Consider the following 13,053-nt stretch of genomic DNA (forward strand, 5'->3'; position numbering starts at 1 on the left):
GGTCATGCTGTTTCGCAACTAGAGCTTCTTGCGACCAAACACCAGCGACACGATGAACAGGACCAGGAACACCAGGAACAGGATCTTGGCGATACCGGCCGACGCGCCGGCGATTCCGCCAAATCCGAGGACGGCGGCGATCAGCGCGATGACGAGGAATACGATGGCGTAGTGCAGCATGACAAATCTCCTTGTTGTTTGGGGCGTCCATCGCGAACCGGGACCGGCTCGGCGATCGCGTGGAGTGGTGAACACACTAGTCCTCGTCAGCTGAATACCGTCCGAGAATCTCCCGACTGCTAGCTGAACCGATGGCTGGCATTCATCTTCAGGCAGGCTCCGGCCAAGTGGCCGTGCGGTCGCGACGCCTTCCAGCCGGCAGGTCCGGCAGGGCTTGCTGTTCATTCATTTGCGCGTTGATGTACGCTTGGCGGCCCCCTGCCGCCCTGTCGGCAACGTACTGGAGTCGAACATGAAACAGCTTCCCCTCACGCTCGCCCTGACCCTCGCTCTGGCCGCCTGCGGACCGGCCGCAGAACAGTCGGCCGCACCCGAAGCGGCCTCGGACCAGCCCGCCGAAGTCGTTGCACCGGCCGCTGCGCCTGTCGAATCCGCTCCGGCTGAAGCGATGCCCGCAGACCCGGTAGCCGTCGTCCTCGCGGGCGACTGGCGCTCGGATGAGAACAAGGCACGCGATGCCTATCGCCACCCCGCCGAAACCCTGGCCTTCTTTGGCGTCAAGCCAGGCCAGACCATCATCGAGATCACGCCGGGCGGTGGCTGGTACACCGAAATCCTGGCTCCCCTGCTCAAGGGCAATGGAACCTACGTCGCCGCCTTTCCGGTGGACTCCGCCTCGGACTATGCAAAGCGCAACAACGAGAAGTTCCGCGCCAAGCTGGCCGACGGGCCCGAGCAGTATGCCGCTGCCATGAGTGTCGAATACGATCCCAAGGCGCCGAATTTCGGCATGGACGGTTCCGCCGACGTGGTCCTGACCTTCCGCAACGTGCATAACTGGGGCGAGGGCGCACCGGCGATGTTCGCTGCCTTCAATGCCGTGCTCAAGCCGGGCGGTACGCTGGGCGTGGTCGAGCATCGCGCCGCCGAAGGTGCCGATGCCAAGGCACTCGAAGGGTCCGGCTACGTGCCGACCGAGAAGGTGATCCAGCTGGCCACCGACGCCGGATTCGAACTGGTCGAGCAGAGCGAGATCAACGCGAATCCGAAAGACACCAAGGATCACGAGAAGGGTGTCTGGACCTTGCCGCCTTCACTCGCACTCAAGGATGTTGATCGCGACAAGTATCTGGCGATTGGCGAGTCCGACCGCATGACGCTCAAGTTCGTGAAGCCGGAAGGCGACCAGATCTTCGAGCAGGGCACGGACAAGAACAAGCCCACCCCGGCCAGCAACTGAGCCTGGGCATGCAGCCGGTCACCGACGGTGGCCGGCTGCATCCATCCACGACACCTCTCCGGGACAGCAGGATTCATGCTGATCCTTCTCAACAAGCCCTACGGCGTACTTTGCCAGTTCACCGATCGCGAGGGCCGACCGACCCTGGCCGACTTCGTCAGCCAAAAAGGCGTCTATGCGGGCGGACGACTCGATCAGGATTCCGAGGGCCTGCTCTTGCTGACCGACGATGGCGCGCTGGCCCATCGCATCACCGATCCGCGCCACCGGCAGGCCAAGGCCTACCTGGTCCAGGTCGAGGGCGAAGCGGATGCGCGTGCTCTGGATGCCTTGCGTTCGGGTGTGACTCTGAAAGACGGCCCGACCTTGCCGGCGCAGGTGCGTGCACTCGAAGGCGAACCGGAATGGCTGTGGCCACGCGATCCACCGGTGCGATTCCGCAAGACCGTGCCGACTTCGTGGCTGGAGATGCGCATTCGCGAGGGGCGCAATCGTCAGGTGCGACGCATGACTGCCGCGGTCGGCCTGCCGACCCTGCGACTGGTGCGCACGCGAGTAGGCGATCACGAGCTCGGCGACCTGCCGCCCGGGCACACGCGAGTCGTGGCCCCCGACTGAGGATTCGACAGTGAACTTCAAGGATCATTTCTCGGCCCACGCCGCGATCTATCGGGAAGCGCGACCGCAGTATCCGGCGGCACTGTTCGAGTTTCTTGTCGCGCAGGTCGCCACGCCGCAGCTCGCCTGGGATGCCGGCTGCGGCAATGGCCAGGCCAGTGTCGATCTGAGCCGCTACTTCAACAGGGTCATCGGCACCGATCCCAGTGCCGAACAGATCGCCAACGCCACGCCGCGGCCCAATATCGAGTATCGCATCGAGCCCGCCGAACAGTCCTCGATCGCAGACGACAGCGTCGACCTGGTCTGTGTCGCACAGGCCCTGCACTGGTTCGATCTGCCGCGGTTTCACGAAGAAGCCCGGCGCGTGCTCAAGCCCGGTGGCGTGGTCGCGTTCTGGAGCTATGCCGATTGCCAGGTCGATACCGAAGTCGATGCCCAGAAAGATCGCGTCTACATCGACTTGACCGGGCCCTACTGGCCACCCGAGCGCGCCCTGGTCGAAAGCGGTTACGCCAGTCTGCCGTTTCCATTCGAGCGCATCGAAGCTCCGAACTTCTACTTGCGCATGCAGTGGAACGTGGATCGCTATCTGGCCTACCTGCGCTCATGGTCGGCGAGCCAGCGCTACATGCGCGCGCTTGAGCAGGACCCCGTTTCGCTGGTCGAGGCCGACTTGCGCCGTGCCTGGGGTAGCCCGGATCGCGTCCGCGAAGTGCATTGGGACTTCCATCTGCATTGCGGGCGAGCCTGAGCGGCGGATCAGACACCGCGACGGGTCGCCGAGCCTCCGACACCGTGTCGCCGTTTCCACGCGGGGAATCCGGCGATCGATGCAGCGCATGTCCGGCGCGCGCTCTGCTGACGTCCGATGTCGCTATCGGTTGGTGAGCTGCAATTCGATGCGCCGGTTCTGCGCAAACGCCTCGGGGGTATTCGCATTGTCGATGGGCTGGAACTGGCCAAACCCGTTCGCGGACAAGCGGTGCGCCGGGATGCCTTGCACGACCAGATACTTGACGATGGCCACCGCGCGCGCGGTCGAGAGTTCCCAGTTCGACGGGAACCGATCGGTATGGATCGGGCGCTTGTCGGTGTGCCCGTCGATGCGCAGCACCCAGTCGATGCTGGAGGGAATTTCCGCCGAGACTTCGCGTACCGTCGTGGCCAGCGATTCCAGGCGCGCCTGTGCGCTGCCATCAAGTTCGGCCGAACCGGACTCGAACAGGATGTCGGTGGGCAGGATGAAACGATCGCCCACGACCTGCACATCCGTGCGATTGCCGAGTGCTTCGCGCAGCTTGCCGAAAAACTCGGAGCGATAGCGCTCGAGTTCGCCGACCCGATTGGCCAGGGCGATGTTGAGCTGCTTGCCGAGGTCGGCGATCTTCGCGTCCTTTGCATCGAGATCCCGGTTGGCGATACCCAGCGCAGCTTCGAGTTTGCCCAGCTGCTCGCGGATCGCGGCCATCTGCCGATTCAGCAATTCGACCTGGGCCGTGGCCGCGTTGCCGAGTTCGGTCTGCTTGACCAGATCCTGATGGGTGCTGTCGAGCTGGGTGCTGAGTCGTGCCACCTCGGCTTCGAGTTGCGTCTTGAGCGCATCGAGCGCGGCAATATCGGCGCTGAGGCTGGCCACCTGCACATTCGCGGCGTCGAGCTCGCCGCCGAGCAGGTTGCGCTCGGCCTGGGTCGCGCCGAGCGAGGCGCTGAGCTCGGCCACGCGTGCATCCAGTGCGTTCTTTTGTTCTTCGCTGAGGGACAGCGTGCGTGCCAGTTCTGCAACCTGCGCGTTGAGCGAATCCAGCGCCTTGTTCTTGCCGGCCAGGGTGTCGGACAGCACGAACTGGCCGATCGCGAAAATCAGCAGCACGAACATCATGACCATGATCAGCGAGGTCAGCGCATCGACAAAGCCCGGCCAGATGTCGAAGGCGCGCCGGCGCCGGCGAATCAGTGCACTCATGCGCGCGGCTCACCACGACCGACGGCAGCGGCAATCGTGCGCGACAGCAGCCTGAATTCGCTGCGCAATTCATCGGACAGGCGCGAGTCGGATGCCGGATGACTGGCGATCTGGCGCAGCACGGTCTTCAGTTCTTCCTGCACCTGCTGGGCCCCCTGACGCTCGCGCGCATCGCGGCCGAGCAGGTCGTTGAGTCGACCGAGCTGGCTCGCGATCTCGGCAAACTGTTCGTTCATGCCGCGCCGCTCGCGGTCGTTCTCGACGATCGCGCGCTGCATGCGCTCGAGGCCGTCGGCAGTCTGTTCGAGCAGTGCCTGCACATAAGCCGGCACCGACGCATCGCCTTCCAGCGCGCTGCCCGAGGAAAGATGAGTCATGCCCGAGAGCCATTCTTCGAGATCATTGTAGAAGCGGTTCTGCGCGTGGCCGGCCTGCAGGTCGAGGAAGCCGATCACCAGCGAACTGGCCAGGCCGAACAGCGACGTCGAGAAGCTGGTCGACATGCCACCCAGCGGTTCCTTGAGGTTTTCCTTCAGCGCGCCGAACATGGTCAGTGCGTCATTGCCTACGTTCAGTGTGCTGATCGTTTCCGACACCGAGCGAATCGTCACGAGCAGCCCCCAGAACGTTCCAAGCAGACCGAGGAAAATCGCCAGGCCGATCAGATAGCGCGAGAGATCGCGCGATTCCTCGAGTCGTGACTGCACGCTGTCGAGGATGGTGCGCATCGAAGGTGCCGACAAGGCCGCCTTGCCGCGTTCGCGATTTCCAAGCATGCGCGCCATCGGCGCGAGCAGGCGTGGCTTGCCGATCGTGCCGCGTTCGGGGTTTGAACGCCGGAACGATTCAATCCAGCGTGATTCCTGGGCGAGCATCAGGACCTGTCGGATATTCACGATGATGCCTGCTGCGAGGACGCTCAGGATCACGCCGTTGAAAAACGGATTGGCGAGGAAGATCTCGACCAGTCGCGACCCGACCAGCGCACCCAGCACGGCCACCAGGGCGAGAAAGGCGGTCATCCAGAACAGGGCGCGGTTGAATCGGGACATGAGAACCTCGGTTTGAATGGGGGAAGGCTGTAGCGAAACGGGTTGTTCGGCCTGTCAACATTTGGAGCCAAAACTAGATGATTCTCCTCCGACAAGGTGCGGGCACATCGGCAGACGTCCCGGAAAATCCATCCTGCGATCGGGTCACTCCAGTACTCCAGGCCCGACATGTACTGTTGATCTGGCACTTGACGTGCCGAAGACAGTGCTTCTCCCGCCAGCGGGAGAATCTGCCAACAGGCTGATGAGGGTGGGCTTGCGTAGCACGGTGCAACAATTCGCCAATCAGAAGCACCACCCTCATCCCCCTTCGGGACCTTCTCCCGCCAGCGGGAGAAGGAAATGCTGCGTCAAACTCAATCCGTTCAAGAACGTGATCCCTGGTTCCGGAAACATTCGAGCTTCGGCGTGGACACGACTGACCGCACATGTCGCCCATTCTGATTGGATGCACGAAAACCCGCACACGTTGCGTAACCCTTGCACACTCCGACCCTTTTGCCCGCGCTTGGTTCATCGTCGTGGCTTGGCGCGGTGCGTGGCGACCGCAGTCCAGGGATCATCTGGCCAGGGATGTTTCGGATAGCGGCCTTTCAGTTCCTTCTTCACTTCAGGGTAGGTGCGCTCCCAGAAGCCGTGCAGATCCTGGGTCACCTGGATCGGTCGACCGGCTGGCGAGAGCAGGTGCAGGGTCAGCGCGACACGGCCCTTTGCGATGCGTGGCGTGTCTGACAGACCGAACAGTTCCTGCAGCTTGACCGCGAGGACAGGTCCCGCATCGGCAGCGTAGGCAATGCGGCGATCCATGCCGCTCGGCACGCTGATCGTCATGGGCGCGTGTTCATCGAGCAGGCGCCGGGTGGCGTAGTCGAGCTGTGCAGCGAGCGCATTGGACAGCTCTTCGGCACGCAGCGCGTCCAGTCGGCGCTTGTCCGCCAGCGCAGGCGCCAGCCAGTGTTCAAGCGTGGCCAGCAGCTGCGCATCGGAAAAATCAGGCAGGCCCGAGTCCGGCATCGCCTCGCGCAGGAATTCCACGCGCAGGCGCAATTCACGTGCCGGTTCGCTCCAGGGCAGCGCGTCGAGGCCGAGCTCGCGCACCGCGGCGAGCAGGGCCGGCAGCGCATCCCCGGGCCGCGCCGGCACGGCGCGCCGGCTCAACACGATGCCGGCAAAGCAGCGCTCCTCGAATGCTTCGATGGCGCGGCTGTCACGATTCCAGCGCAGACTGCGCTGATCGCGAAACGAGTGCGGAAACTCGCGTTCGAGCAGGGCCTCGTCGAACGGTGCAGCGGCGAGGATCAGGCTGTCGCGCTCCTCGTAGCGCAGGTCGATCACGACCAGCCACGGCTCGCCGTACAGGCTGCTCTCGTCGAGCAGGCGCGCACCGCGACCGTTGGCCAGTCGGTAGCGACGCGGATTGGCCGGATCCTGATGCGCGATGCGATCCGGAAATGCGTGCAGGAGCAGGTCACCGGCAGCGCTCAGGCCGCTGGCGGCCGGGTTGCCCGATCCAGCGCGTGCGCGCCGACGCCAGGCATCGGCCGACTGCGCGATCGCAGCGAGACTTGCGCGATCCGCACCGAGTTCGCGACTGGCCTGCGCATCGCGCTGGCGCCATGCCTGCAGCGCGCGCAGGCGAATCCGGAAATCGTCATCGCGAGAAGCCGTACCGCGCAAGGGATTGCGTGCCTCGATCAGGGCGACCAGATCGCAGGCGAGATCGCGCTCGCGCTCGTCGGCGCGCAGCACGGCGGCCGCCAGACGCGGATGCGCACCGAAGGCGAGCAACGCGCGGCCGAAGGCATTGATGCTCGAGTCGGCATCGAGTGCACCCAGTGCCACGAGCAGTTCGCTGGCCTGCGCCACGGCGCCCGTCGGCGGTACATCGAGCCAGTCGAGGGTGCTGCTGCCCCAGGCCTTCAGCTCAAGCACCAGTTGCGAGAGTTCCACCTGGGCAATCTCGGGCGTCCGCGATGGATCCAGGCGACGACTCTGCGGCCACAACCGGTACGCGACACCGGGGCCGAGGCGACCGGCGCGACCGGCACGCTGATCGGCGGAAGCCTGCGAAATGGTGACCGTCTGCAGGCGTGAGAAACCCGAGTTCGGATCAAAGCGCGGTTCGCGCGCAAGGCCCGTATCGATGACAACGCGGATGCCCGGCAGGGTCAGGCTCGATTCGGCCACATTGGTCGCCAGCACGATGCGGCGCGTCCCCGCGGGTGCCGAAGCCAGCGCGGCGTGCTGGTCGGCCAGGCTCAGTTCGCCATGCAGGGGGAGTACCTCGGCCGCGCAATCGGCGAGCACGGCGCGTGCCTGTTCGATTTCGCGTCGGCCGGGCAGGAACACCAGCAGGTCGCCTTCCTGGTCGGCCAGCGCCTGCATGGCGACGCGGCGCAGATGCGAGGTCCAGCCGCGTTCGGGCCAGGCTTCACCACTGCGCGCAGGCGGGTGTTCGATGCGTACCGGATAACTGCGTCCGGCGCTGCTCAGGCGTGGCGCATCGAACCAGCGCGCTATGCGTTCGCCATCGAGTGTGGCCGACATGATGACCAGACGCAGTTCCGGGCGCAGGTTGGCCTGCACATCGAGCGCAAGCGCCGCACCGAGATCACCGTGCAGATGGCGCTCGTGGAATTCATCGAACAGGATCGCGCCGACACCGGGCAGCTCGGGATCATCCTGCAGCATCCGGGTGAGGATGCCTTCGGTGATCACTTCGATGCGTGTGGCTGCCGATACCTTCGACTCGTGCCGGATGCGATAGCCGATCGTTTCACCGACGCGCTCGCTCCGTGCTGCGGCCATGAATTCGGCCGCAGCACGGGCCGCGATCCTGCGCGGTTCAAGCATCAGGATGCGCTGTTCATCCAGCCAGGCAGCGTCGAGCAGGGCGGGCGGTACCTGGGTGGTCTTGCCGGCGCCGGGCGGCGCCTCGAGCACGAGTCGCGGATGCGCGACCAGCGATTCAAGAAGCTCAGGCAGGATTTCTTCAATCGGGAAGTGGATGGGCGGCACGACAGTTCAGTACGGCGGAAGCACTCTCATCATCGCCGATCCGGGTCGGAAAAATGAAAACGGCGCGAACCAGTCGCGCCGTCTTCTCTACGCACATTGAAGGACAGGCTTACTCGCAGGGCAGCCCGTTGAGGGTGGCCAGGCGAATCCAGCTGCGCGAACCGCTGCCTTGCGGGACAAACGCGGGCAAGCCCGGATTGGACGCATAGGACAGATTCATGTGATTGCAATCCGGGAAACTGACGGTTGCCGTGCCCCAGATGGTCGGCGGATCGGCTGCGCCGGCATCGCCGCCCAGACCGCCGCCGGTCACATAGGCCATCGGTGTGGTCGCCACCTTGGCGCCGCGTACGATGTCGACCTGACCGGTCAGCCAGAATGGCAGGCCACTGGGATCATAGGCCGACCAGGTGAAGTTGAGCACGAAGGTGTTGGGTTCGCCCGGACGCTGGAAGACCTGCATCACGATACCCTCGCCACTGGCGGTCGGGTCGTAGTACGCGGTAGCCAGATAGCCCGAAATCGGCAGGTTCTGGAACGCGGCTGGATAGGTCAGGTTGCTCGGATTGTAGGCGGGGATATTGTCTATATAGAAGAGATTGTCGCTTGGAAAAAGGTTGTCGAACTGAACGCTGAACGGCAGGTTGTAGTCGAAGTAGTTTGCGCCAGCACCTGCATAGTTTTCGAGGACATACGTCGTGCTGTCGATAATCGGAGAGTCCGGCAGGACGTCGCTGACCACCGTATTGGGATCAAGCGCAAGTCGCGGGATTTCGTCGAAGCCGTTGGTACTCTGCTCGATAGCTATGACTGGAAACAACGGATAGATAACCCGGTCCCCCTCATACTGCCCCTGGCGCTGGATGCGCATCAGGGTGGCCGAGTTGAAGAAGATTGCGCTGCTGCAGGCGACGCGCCAGATGGTGATGGTTACACCCTCCAGCTCATAGGTTCCGTCGTTGGAGTTGTAGGCGGCGAGGTTGGCCGTGGTGCTGAAGAGCGGACCGCTCGGCACATCGGGCAGGGGATCAGCGAGGCAGGATGGGGGGTAGGCTCGAAGCGGATTCGGCGTCGGCAGCGAGGGTGTCGCGGAGTTGATCGCCTCAACCGCTTTCGGAGCGGCACCTTCCGCGCGCCTGGTCAACATCAACATGCGCTCCTGTTGCGCTGCACTGACGCGGGAGGCGCGGTCGGGGTCTTGAGCAACAGGAATGCGCGGATCGGCAAAAGCGGACATGGAGGCTGTTGCCACCATGACGGCCATAAGGAATCTGACAGGGGACTTCATTGCAGCACTCCAGCATGGATGGGGATGTTCAGGGCGAGTCTCGCAGTGACCCGGTGAATTGGCAATGAACCTCATTTTTACAAATCGCGATCTGGGCGGATCGGGAGCCAGTCCGCATAATGGCGTTTCACTCCATGCAGGCTTCCCATGCAGCTGATCGATATTGGCGCCAACCTGACCCACGAGTCGTTTCGACCGGATTTCGATCAGGTCCTCGAACGTGCCGAGGCGCAAGGCGTGACCCGGATGGTCGTCACCGGGGCCAGTGCAGCCGGCAGCCGCACGGCCCTGAGCCTGGCCCAGTCCCACCCGGGCCGGCTGTTCGCGACTGCGGGCGTGCACCCTCACCATGCAGTGGACTATGACGATGCCACCGACGCGCTGCTGCGTGAACTGAGTCTGTCCGACTGTGTCAGAGCGGTCGGCGAAACGGGCCTCGACTACCACCGCAACTACTCGCCACCGGCGGCCCAGGCCGAAGCCTTCCAGCGCCAGCTCGAGATCGCCGCAGGCTGCGGCAAGCCGCTGTTCCTGCATCAGCGCGACGCGCATGCCGACTTCATGGCCATGATGAAGGCTTTCGATGGCCGCCTCGGCAAGGTTGTCGTGCACTGCTTCACCGGCACCCGCGAGGAAATGGTCGATTACCTCGATGCCGGCTGGCACATCGGCATCACCGGCTGGCTCTGCGACGAACGCCGCGGTACCCACCTGCGCGAACTCGTGCGCGACATCCCGGCCGACCGCCTCATGATCGAAACCGACTCGCCCTACCTGCTGCCACGCACGGTCACGCCGAAACCCTCGCACCGCCGCAACGAACCCATGTATCTCAGGCACATCGTCGAGGAACTCGCTCGGGATCGTGGTGAAGAGGTTGAACTCACTGCCGCCAATGCGACGGCAACGAGCCGGGCGTTTTTCGGGATCTGAGTTTGTCGTGAGTGGGGGAGCGGCTAGCGGTAGACGGTAGGCGGGGAGCCATAAGCGGTCAGCGGGAGAAGGAAACAGGCGGATGGCGGAATCAACGTTGTGGCATTTGGCGTGTTGCCGACACGGCTCCGGGCTTTAGCCGCCAGAACAGCTCTTCCCGCTAACCGCTCCCCCGCTAACCAAAATTCAGCTTCGCAAGCCGATCCCGCGCTTCAGCAACCACAATCCCAGCGTGCCCAGCACGAGGACAAACCCGATCATCAGTGCGAAGGCGACGCCGACCGGGATATCGCTGGTGCCGAGCAGGCCGTAGCGGAAGGCGTTGACCATGTAGAACACCGGATTGGCGTGGGTCATGGTCTGGGCCCAGTCCGGCAGCATCTTGACCGAATAGAACACGCCGCCCAGATAGGTCAGCGGGGTCAGGATGAAGGTTGGCACGATGGCGACGTCATCGAACTTCTTCGCATAGATGGCGTTGACGAAACCGGCCAGCGAGAAGATCGTCGCTCCGAGCAATACGGTGGCGATCGTGATCAGCGGATGCGGAATGCGCACCCTGGTGAACAGCATCGCGATGCAGAGCACGATGATGCCGACCAGCAGGCCGCGCAGCACGGCGCCGACGACGTAGCCGCCGAGGATGACCCAGTTCGGCATCGGGCTGACCAGCATTTCCTCGATGTGGCGGCCGAACTTGGCGCCGAAGAAACTCGATGAAATATTCCCGTAGCTGTTCTGGATGATCGACATCATGACCAGGCCGGGCACGATGAAATCCATGTAGTCGTAGCCGCCCATGTCGCCGATGCGACTGCCGATCAGGCTGCCGAAAATCAGGAAGTAGAGCGTCATCGTGATCGCCGGCGGGACCAGGGTCTGGCCCCAGATGCGCAGGATGCGCATGACTTCGCGACGCGCGATCGTTAACAGTGCGGTCAGGTTCGGGTGTGCCGATGGCTTGCTCATGCCGCCGTCTCCTTGCCACCGGTGAGGCGGACGAACAACTCCTCGAGGCGATTGGTCCTGGTGCGCATCGAGCGCACGCGGATTCCGGCCGAATCGAGACTCGAAAAGACGCCGTTGAGATCGCGTGCGCGCGGCATTTCCAGATCCAGCGTGTGGCTGTCTTCGGCGCGGATGGTGACGCCGTCGATGCGCGGCAACTCGGCCGGCAGCTCGCCGTCGATATCGAGCAGGAATCCCTCGACATCGAGCTTGGCCAACAGGGTCTTCATCGGCCCGTTCTCGATGATGTTGCCACCATCGATGATGGCAAGGTTGCGGCAGAGGCTTTCCGCCTCTTCAAGGTAATGCGTGGTCAGAATGACCGTGGTGCCTGCCGCATTGACCTCCTTCAGGGTGCGCCACATGCCGCGCCGGATTTCGATGTCGACACCGGCCGTGGGTTCGTCGAGGATCAGCAGGCGTGGCCGCGTCATCATGGCGCGGGCGATCATCAGGCGCCGTTTCATGCCACCCGAAAGCGTGCGCGACATCGTGTGCGCCTTGTCCCAGAGCTGGGCGCGGCGCAGTTCCTCCTCGGCGCGGACTTTTGCGTCGGCGCGAGGAATGCCATAGAAGCCGGCGTAGTTGCAGAGGATGTCGAAAGGCTTTTCGAAGAAGTTGAAATTGACTTCCTGCGGGACCAGGCCGAGCAAACGCATGGCCGCCTCGCGGTCTTCTTCGATATCGACGCCGAACACCTTGACCGAGCCCGAGCTGGCATTGACCAGCGAGCTGACGACACCGATCAGGGTCGACTTGCCGGCACCGTTGGGACCGAGCAGGGCGAAAAAATCACCGGGCTGGACGCAAAGCGAAACGCCCTTGAGGGCTTCGACGCCGCCGGCGTAGATCTTGCGCAGCTCGTGGATTTCGAGCGCGGGGACTGTGCTCATGGACAATTTCAGGAATGATGGGGCGAAGAGGCCAACTCGGCCCTGATAGTATAGCGGGCTACTCCCCGTCCCCGTATTTGCCGTGGCCATCGTCCATTTTCCGCTTCGCCTCGTCTCCGCCTACATGCTCGCACCGGCCGTGCGCCACATGGCCTTCGAACGCGCCGATGGCCTGCCATTCGCCTTCATCCCGGGTCAGTTCATCCAGATCCATTTCAACTACGAAGACGGCAAGCCGACCAAGCGCAGCTATTCGGTGGGCACGGTTGCTCAGGGCGACGCCACGCCGATCAGCCTGATCGAGATTGCCGTGTCCTATGTCGACGGCGGCGCGGCAACGGCCCTGCTCGGCAATCTGGAAGTCGGCGGAACAGTTGATGCGAGTGGCCCCTTTGGACGCTTCTGCCTGATGGATGCCGATACCAATTCGCGCTACCTGCTGGTCGCCACTGGCACAGGCGTCACGCCCTATCGGGCCATGCTGCCGCTGATCGCCCGCCTTGTGCAGAGTCGTGGCTGTACCTTCGAACTGATCTACGGCGCGCGCAACGAAGCCGACCTGCTGTATGGCGAGGAGTTCGCGGCGTTCGCCGAAGCCACGCCGGGATTTCGTTTCCACCCGTGTTTCAGCCGCGAACCTCGTGCCGTACCGAGGCCGGGCGACGTCCACGGTCGCGTACAGGTGGCGCTCCAAACCCTGCAGCCCGACATCGAGAACGATATCGTTTACCTCTGCGGCAATCCCGACATGGTCGACCAGAGCTTCGCGATGCTGAAGGAGGCTGGCCTGCCGGTGCCGCATATCCGCCGCGAGAAATACATCTCCTCGCGTTGAACGGGCTTTCGGTGCTTGCCCA

Annotated in this window: 12 protein-coding genes; 5 read left to right on the forward strand and 7 right to left on the reverse strand. The window is 63.7% G+C overall.

Translation table 11 applies throughout. From position 1 onward, the window contains the following. Positions 1–18 precede the first annotated feature (18 nt). The gene (locus R3F00_RS15925; RefSeq protein ID WP_371279951.1) at positions 19–180 is read right to left on the reverse strand and encodes a DUF1328 domain-containing protein; all 162 of its coding nucleotides are present in this window, start codon (positions 178–180) and stop codon (positions 19–21) included. Between the two features lie 292 nt (positions 181–472). Here R3F00_RS15925 and R3F00_RS15930 point away from each other — a divergent pair, with 292 nt between their 5' ends. The 3 genes from R3F00_RS15930 (at position 473) to R3F00_RS15940 (ending at position 2,792) form a co-directional block, all read left to right on the forward strand. Beyond that, a complete protein-coding gene (locus tag R3F00_RS15930; RefSeq protein WP_371279953.1) occupies positions 473–1,420 on the forward strand; it encodes a class I SAM-dependent methyltransferase in 948 nt (315 codons plus the stop codon). 75 nt (positions 1,421–1,495) lie between these two features. Further along, positions 1,496–2,038 (forward strand): pseudouridine synthase, encoded by a 543-nt coding sequence (locus R3F00_RS15935; protein WP_371279954.1) that lies wholly within the window; start codon positions 1,496–1,498, stop codon positions 2,036–2,038. 10 nt (positions 2,039–2,048) lie between these two features. Beyond that, the gene (locus R3F00_RS15940) at positions 2,049–2,792 is read left to right on the forward strand and encodes a class I SAM-dependent methyltransferase (protein WP_371279955.1); all 744 of its coding nucleotides are present in this window, start codon (positions 2,049–2,051) and stop codon (positions 2,790–2,792) included. A 123-nt stretch (positions 2,793–2,915) separates the two neighbouring features. Here R3F00_RS15940 and R3F00_RS15945 read toward each other — a convergent pair whose 3' ends face one another. The 4 genes from R3F00_RS15945 to R3F00_RS15960 all read right to left on the reverse strand — a co-directional run bounded on the left by R3F00_RS15945 (position 2,916) and on the right by R3F00_RS15960 (position 9,362). Further along, positions 2,916–4,004 carry a peptidoglycan -binding protein gene (locus tag R3F00_RS15945; protein WP_371279956.1) on the reverse strand — a complete coding sequence of 363 codons (1,089 nt, stop codon included), beginning with the start codon at positions 4,002–4,004 and terminating at the stop codon, positions 2,916–2,918. After that, positions 4,001–5,056, reverse strand: a complete 1,056-nt coding sequence (locus tag R3F00_RS15950; RefSeq protein ID WP_371279957.1) for a MotA/TolQ/ExbB proton channel family protein — start codon at positions 5,054–5,056, stop codon at positions 4,001–4,003. Before R3F00_RS15950 ends, R3F00_RS15945 begins: the two co-directional genes overlap by 4 nt. A 513-nt stretch (positions 5,057–5,569) precedes the next feature. Next, entirely contained in the window at positions 5,570–8,074 is a 2,505-nt protein-coding gene (gene hrpB, locus R3F00_RS15955) for an ATP-dependent helicase HrpB (RefSeq protein ID WP_371279958.1), read from the reverse strand. Between the two features lie 109 nt (positions 8,075–8,183). After that, positions 8,184–9,362, reverse strand: a complete 1,179-nt coding sequence (locus tag R3F00_RS15960; RefSeq protein ID WP_371279959.1) for a hypothetical protein — start codon at positions 9,360–9,362, stop codon at positions 8,184–8,186. Positions 9,363–9,509: 147 nt separating this feature from the next. Between R3F00_RS15960 and R3F00_RS15965 the strand changes: the two genes are divergently transcribed. Continuing rightward, entirely contained in the window at positions 9,510–10,295 is a 786-nt protein-coding gene (locus tag R3F00_RS15965) for a TatD family hydrolase (protein WP_371279960.1), read from the forward strand. A gap of 186 nt (positions 10,296–10,481) precedes the next feature. Here R3F00_RS15965 and R3F00_RS15970 read toward each other — a convergent pair whose 3' ends face one another. Further along, positions 10,482–11,264 carry an ABC transporter permease gene (locus R3F00_RS15970; protein ID WP_371279961.1) on the reverse strand — a complete coding sequence of 261 codons (783 nt, stop codon included), beginning with the start codon at positions 11,262–11,264 and terminating at the stop codon, positions 10,482–10,484. Then, positions 11,261–12,196: an ABC transporter ATP-binding protein gene (locus R3F00_RS15975; protein ID WP_371282794.1), complete on the reverse strand. Its 936-nt coding sequence runs from the start codon at positions 12,194–12,196 to the stop codon at positions 11,261–11,263. The genes R3F00_RS15970 and R3F00_RS15975 overlap by 4 nt, the downstream gene beginning before the upstream one ends. 124 nt (positions 12,197–12,320) lie before the next feature. Here R3F00_RS15975 and R3F00_RS15980 point away from each other — a divergent pair, with 124 nt between their 5' ends. Further along, positions 12,321–13,031: an FAD-binding oxidoreductase gene (locus R3F00_RS15980; protein WP_371280031.1), complete on the forward strand. Its 711-nt coding sequence runs from the start codon at positions 12,321–12,323 to the stop codon at positions 13,029–13,031. Positions 13,032–13,053 lie beyond the last annotated feature (22 nt).

The sequence above is a fragment of the Dokdonella sp. genome (assembly GCF_041395345.1).
Lineage (GTDB): Bacteria > Pseudomonadota > Gammaproteobacteria > Xanthomonadales > Rhodanobacteraceae > Dokdonella.

Coding starts and splice junctions, on each gene's coding strand:
- R3F00_RS15925 (WP_371279951.1), bottom strand. CDS start 180: ATGCTGCACTACGCCATCGTATTCCTCGTCATCGCGCTGATCGCCGCC.
- R3F00_RS15930 (WP_371279953.1), top strand. CDS start 473: ATGAAACAGCTTCCCCTCACGCTCGCCCTGACCCTCGCTCTGGCCGCC.
- R3F00_RS15935 (WP_371279954.1), top strand. CDS start 1,496: ATGCTGATCCTTCTCAACAAGCCCTACGGCGTACTTTGCCAGTTCACC.
- R3F00_RS15945 (WP_371279956.1), bottom strand. CDS start 4,004: ATGAGTGCACTGATTCGCCGGCGCCGGCGCGCCTTCGACATCTGGCCG.
- R3F00_RS15950 (WP_371279957.1), bottom strand. CDS start 5,056: ATGTCCCGATTCAACCGCGCCCTGTTCTGGATGACCGCCTTTCTCGCC.
- R3F00_RS15960 (WP_371279959.1), bottom strand. CDS start 9,362: ATGAAGTCCCCTGTCAGATTCCTTATGGCCGTCATGGTGGCAACAGCC.
- R3F00_RS15965 (WP_371279960.1), top strand. CDS start 9,510: ATGCAGCTGATCGATATTGGCGCCAACCTGACCCACGAGTCGTTTCGA.
- R3F00_RS15970 (WP_371279961.1), bottom strand. CDS start 11,264: ATGAGCAAGCCATCGGCACACCCGAACCTGACCGCACTGTTAACGATC.
- R3F00_RS15975 (WP_371282794.1), bottom strand. CDS start 12,196: ATGAGCACAGTCCCCGCGCTCGAAATCCACGAGCTGCGCAAGATCTAC.
- R3F00_RS15980 (WP_371280031.1), top strand. CDS start 12,321: ATGCTCGCACCGGCCGTGCGCCACATGGCCTTCGAACGCGCCGATGGC.